Raw genomic sequence first — 3,578 nt, 5'->3', positions numbered from 1 at the left:
TCCGCCCTCGGCTTCCGCAACCTCACCCACTACATCGCTCGGTCGCTGCTCGAAGCCGGAGGGTTCAGACCCGCGCTACACCCTCGTTCGTGAAGAGCCGGTTACCATGAATCTCATGGAAAACGTGAGCCGCGCGGTTTCTGCAAATGTTCCAAGCCGGCGCCAGGTCGCCAAGGGGGTAGCCTGGGCTTCACCTAGTGTCGTCATTGGAGCTCTTGCCCCGGCGATCGCGGCTTAGCCGTCCTGCGCTCCGGTTAGTGCACCACTGGGATCAGCATTCACCAACAAAAGCGCAACCGGGGATCACACGATCACCGGCAGCACGTGGAGTTGGGATGGATCTCCAGGGAAAAATTTTCGCCAGTCTGATGACAGCGATGTGACTCGTTACCTGATTGAACCGCGAACCAGTTACACGACACTCAACTCAACCTCGTGCAACTACAACGCGGGGGGGTCGACGCAGGTTTCGGGAAACTCGATTCTCTTTAAGGGTGACGCAACCACCGCTGGATCGTGGCGCAGTGCCTATACGCGGCAGGGGTTCACGCTGTCGAAGGGGTGTACCTACACTCTTTCGGTCCCTTGGGCTGCCACAGGAAGCTATGGAGGAGACATCTCACTCACCGTGGGATTCATGTCAGCCCTCCCACAGTGGCAGACTGTCGACCTTTCCCCGCCTTGGGCAAATGCTGGAACCGGAACGAGCAATATCGCAGTAAGAAGTACCGCTGGATCCAACGCGTCAGGAACCGCGGAGGTAACCTTCAGACCGTCGTCGACAGGAACTTTCTATCTGGGGTACATAGCGAGATACCTTCAGTTGGCGGGAACCACCACCGCATGCAGCGGGTATATTAAACGACATTGCGGCGGGATCTCCGACCATCGCAGCGGCGTGAGCTTCACCCCAGCGAAAGTGAAGGATTTCCAGTCTGAAGTGGTCGAGTTATCAGCCGCCAGAGACTCGTAAACGACAACCCGGCCATGGGATCTTCTTCGCGCTTGTGCAGAAGAACGCCCTGTACCGAACGTACCTAACACCATCGCGGCAGACGTGACCGGCTCGGGCAATTGGCCCGGATCGAGTTCGAAACCGGCATGACAGCAACAGCAGCTTTGGCTGTCTGACACCTGTCACCTGGCAGTTCAACAGTCCCAACCTGCCAACGCGATCGCCGAGATGCCCGCGGGCAGGCTCCACTTCTTCGTCAGGACGACCCGGGCCACACCGACGACACCCCAGGCCAGGCACCAGCCGGAAAGTCGCTCGTGGAGGACAGCTACAGCCAGGAACGCAACGATGATGGGTTGGACGTCACGAACTCTTCAACCGAAGCGACGGTTTCAGGGTGCTGCCGCTCGGCTCGATGAGCAGTGCCTCACGCGCGGCGGGCATTACCCACACCGGCGGCCAAGATTGCTGCGACGCCGGCGATTTCAGCGACGCCCAGACGCGTGCCGAAGACCGTCACGTCCCCCACGAGCGCGACGACGGGGTAGACGAAACCTAGGACGGCGATCGTCACTGCCTCGAGACGCGGGAACGCCGAATACATGAGGACGTACATGACGCACGTGTGGATCAGCCCGAGGCCCACCAGCCACGCCCAGCCTCCGATGAGTTCGTCACCCAGCCGGCTCCACTCAAGGAGCGGCGCGAGGATCACGACCCCGACGATCATCTGCACGAAAACGGTGACGTGTGGACGCACGCCGGGCAGCTTCTTCGCGATCAGCGTGGCTGCGGCGTAGAACGCTGCCGCTGCGAGCGCCTGGAGTAGACCGAGGAAGTAGTTCGATGACGGAGCGCTGTGCCACGGCTGCGCGATGAGGACGAGACCGACGAAACCGAGCGTCACCCAGGCACCCTGTCGACGAGTGATGGATTCCTTCAGAACCAGTGGCGCCGCGAGGATGAGCATGAAGGGTTGCAGGTGATACGTCACGGTCGCGATGCCGATCGATGTCTTCGAGTAAGCCGCGAACAACAGCGCCCAGTTCACGACGAGAGCGAGTCCGCCGAGAACCGCGATGCCAACGAGGCGCGGGGTGTACCCCGAGGTGCGGAAGTAGCCGCACAGAGCGCACACGAGGCCCATCGCCAGCGCGCCGATGACGCAACGCGCCCACGCGGCCGTCACCGGTGCTGCACCGGATTTGAGGACGAACAGGCCGATCGTCCCGGAGAGCACCATCGCGATGACGAGCTGGATCGTTCCCGTGCGACGTTCGGCAGAGGTCATTTCGGAAGTCTGAGGAGTAGTCCGTTCGGTAGCCATGATCCAACCGTCGCGCTCTGGCCAGCACCGGTACGAGTGGCATAAATGACACGGTCCGCGCAAAACCTGCCACACTGGCAACGTGCTTCGCTCGGTGGCTGTCATCGCCCAATCTCCCGTAGCGGCCTTCGAGCTGGGCGTGCTCGTCGAGGTCTTCGGGGTGGACCGCACTGAAGAAGGTGTCCCGGCGTTCGACTTCACGATCTGCACGTCGCAGGGCGCTGCGGTTGCTGCCACCGTCCCGGGAATCTCGCTCTCCGGAGCATCCACGTTGGACGGGGCGGCGACCGCTGACCTTGTGGCCGTTCCCAGTTCCTCGATGGACGAGCCACCCGGAGATGACGTCCTGGATGCCTTGCGTTCAGCTTCTGAGCGTGGGGCCTACGTCCTGTCCATGTGCTCGGGAACGTACGCGTTGGCGTGGGCCGGGTTGCTCGACGGGCACCGAGCGGCGACCCACTGGCGATACGCCGCCCATCTTCAACACCGATTTCCGCGCGTCCACGTGGATGATTCGCTGCTCTACGCCCAAGCCGGGAACGTCATCACCGGCGCTGGGACCGCGGCAGGAATCGACGCCTGTCTCCACCTCGTCCGCCTCGAACACGGCAGCTCTGTCGCGACCAAGATCGCCCGTCGCATGGTCGTCGCACCTCACCGTGACGGCGGCCAGAAACAGTTCATCGACAAGGCGATACCGGCACGAGTCGGCGGCGGCCTGGGAGCGCTGCTCGACGCGGTCGGGCGAACCCTCGAGGAGCCTCACACGGTGGCGTCGATGGCACGTCAGGCAGGGGTTTCCGAGAGGACCTTGGCGCGCTGGTTCGTCGACGAGGTGGGAGCCACGCCCCACGCGTGGCTCTCGGGCCAGCGCGTCCTTGCGTCACGTCACTTCCTGGAAACAACGGATCTGCCCATGGACGCCGTCGCCCGGCACAGCGGATTCGGCGACGCGAGCACCCTACGTCGGCATTTTCAACGGGATGTCGGGGTGAGTCCAGCTACCTACCGGAGCTTGTACTCCGCGACGCAGGCGTAAGCGGCGGCGACGTAGACGGCGTCCCGACGCCCGCGCGCCACAGCTTCCCCGAGCACGCCCATCGGCTCAAGGTGACGCGCCTTGTCGTGCGTCAGATCCCTCCGACGACTCACGAAACACCTCACGTCACGACAAAGCCCCCGAACCTACTGGGCGGGTTCTAGCAGTCCTCGCAACACCCAGACTTTTTGGGAGTTGCGAGGACTGTGTCGGTTGGCGGGGTGAAGGCAGCGTTCTTGGCTGCGATGGATGCCCAT

Annotated in this window: 3 protein-coding genes; 1 reads left to right on the top strand and 2 read right to left on the bottom strand. The window is 62.9% G+C overall.

Going from position 1 to position 3,578, the window contains the following annotated elements; all coding sequences use genetic code 11:
• Positions 1–1,382: 1,382 nt before the first annotated feature.
• On the bottom strand, positions 1,383–2,246 hold the full coding sequence (locus D1832_RS14960) for a DMT family transporter (protein WP_182434826.1): 864 nt from the start codon (positions 2,244–2,246) through the stop codon (positions 1,383–1,385).
• A 118-nt stretch (positions 2,247–2,364) separates the two neighbouring features.
• Here D1832_RS14960 and D1832_RS14955 point away from each other — a divergent pair, with 118 nt between their 5' ends.
• On the top strand, positions 2,365–3,321 hold the full coding sequence (locus D1832_RS14955) for a helix-turn-helix domain-containing protein (RefSeq protein WP_118915175.1): 957 nt from the start codon (positions 2,365–2,367) through the stop codon (positions 3,319–3,321).
• Here D1832_RS14955 and D1832_RS15475 read toward each other — a convergent pair.
• A complete protein-coding gene (locus D1832_RS15475; protein WP_182434825.1) occupies positions 3,288–3,434 on the bottom strand; it encodes a hypothetical protein in 147 nt (48 codons plus the stop codon). The genes D1832_RS14955 and D1832_RS15475 overlap by 34 nt on opposite strands.
• Between the last annotated feature and the right edge of the window lie 144 nt (positions 3,435–3,578).

It is taken from the genome of Dermacoccus abyssi (genome assembly GCF_003515945.1).
Lineage (GTDB): Bacteria > Actinomycetota > Actinomycetes > Actinomycetales > Dermatophilaceae > Dermacoccus > Dermacoccus abyssi.
This window is presented reverse-complemented; position numbering and strand designations above follow the sequence as displayed.

What these genes read in the sequence shown, in the direction of transcription:
- D1832_RS14960 (WP_182434826.1), bottom strand. Translation starts at nt 2,246, where the DNA reads ATGACCTCTGCCGAACGTCGCACGGGAACGATCCAGCTCGTCATCGCG.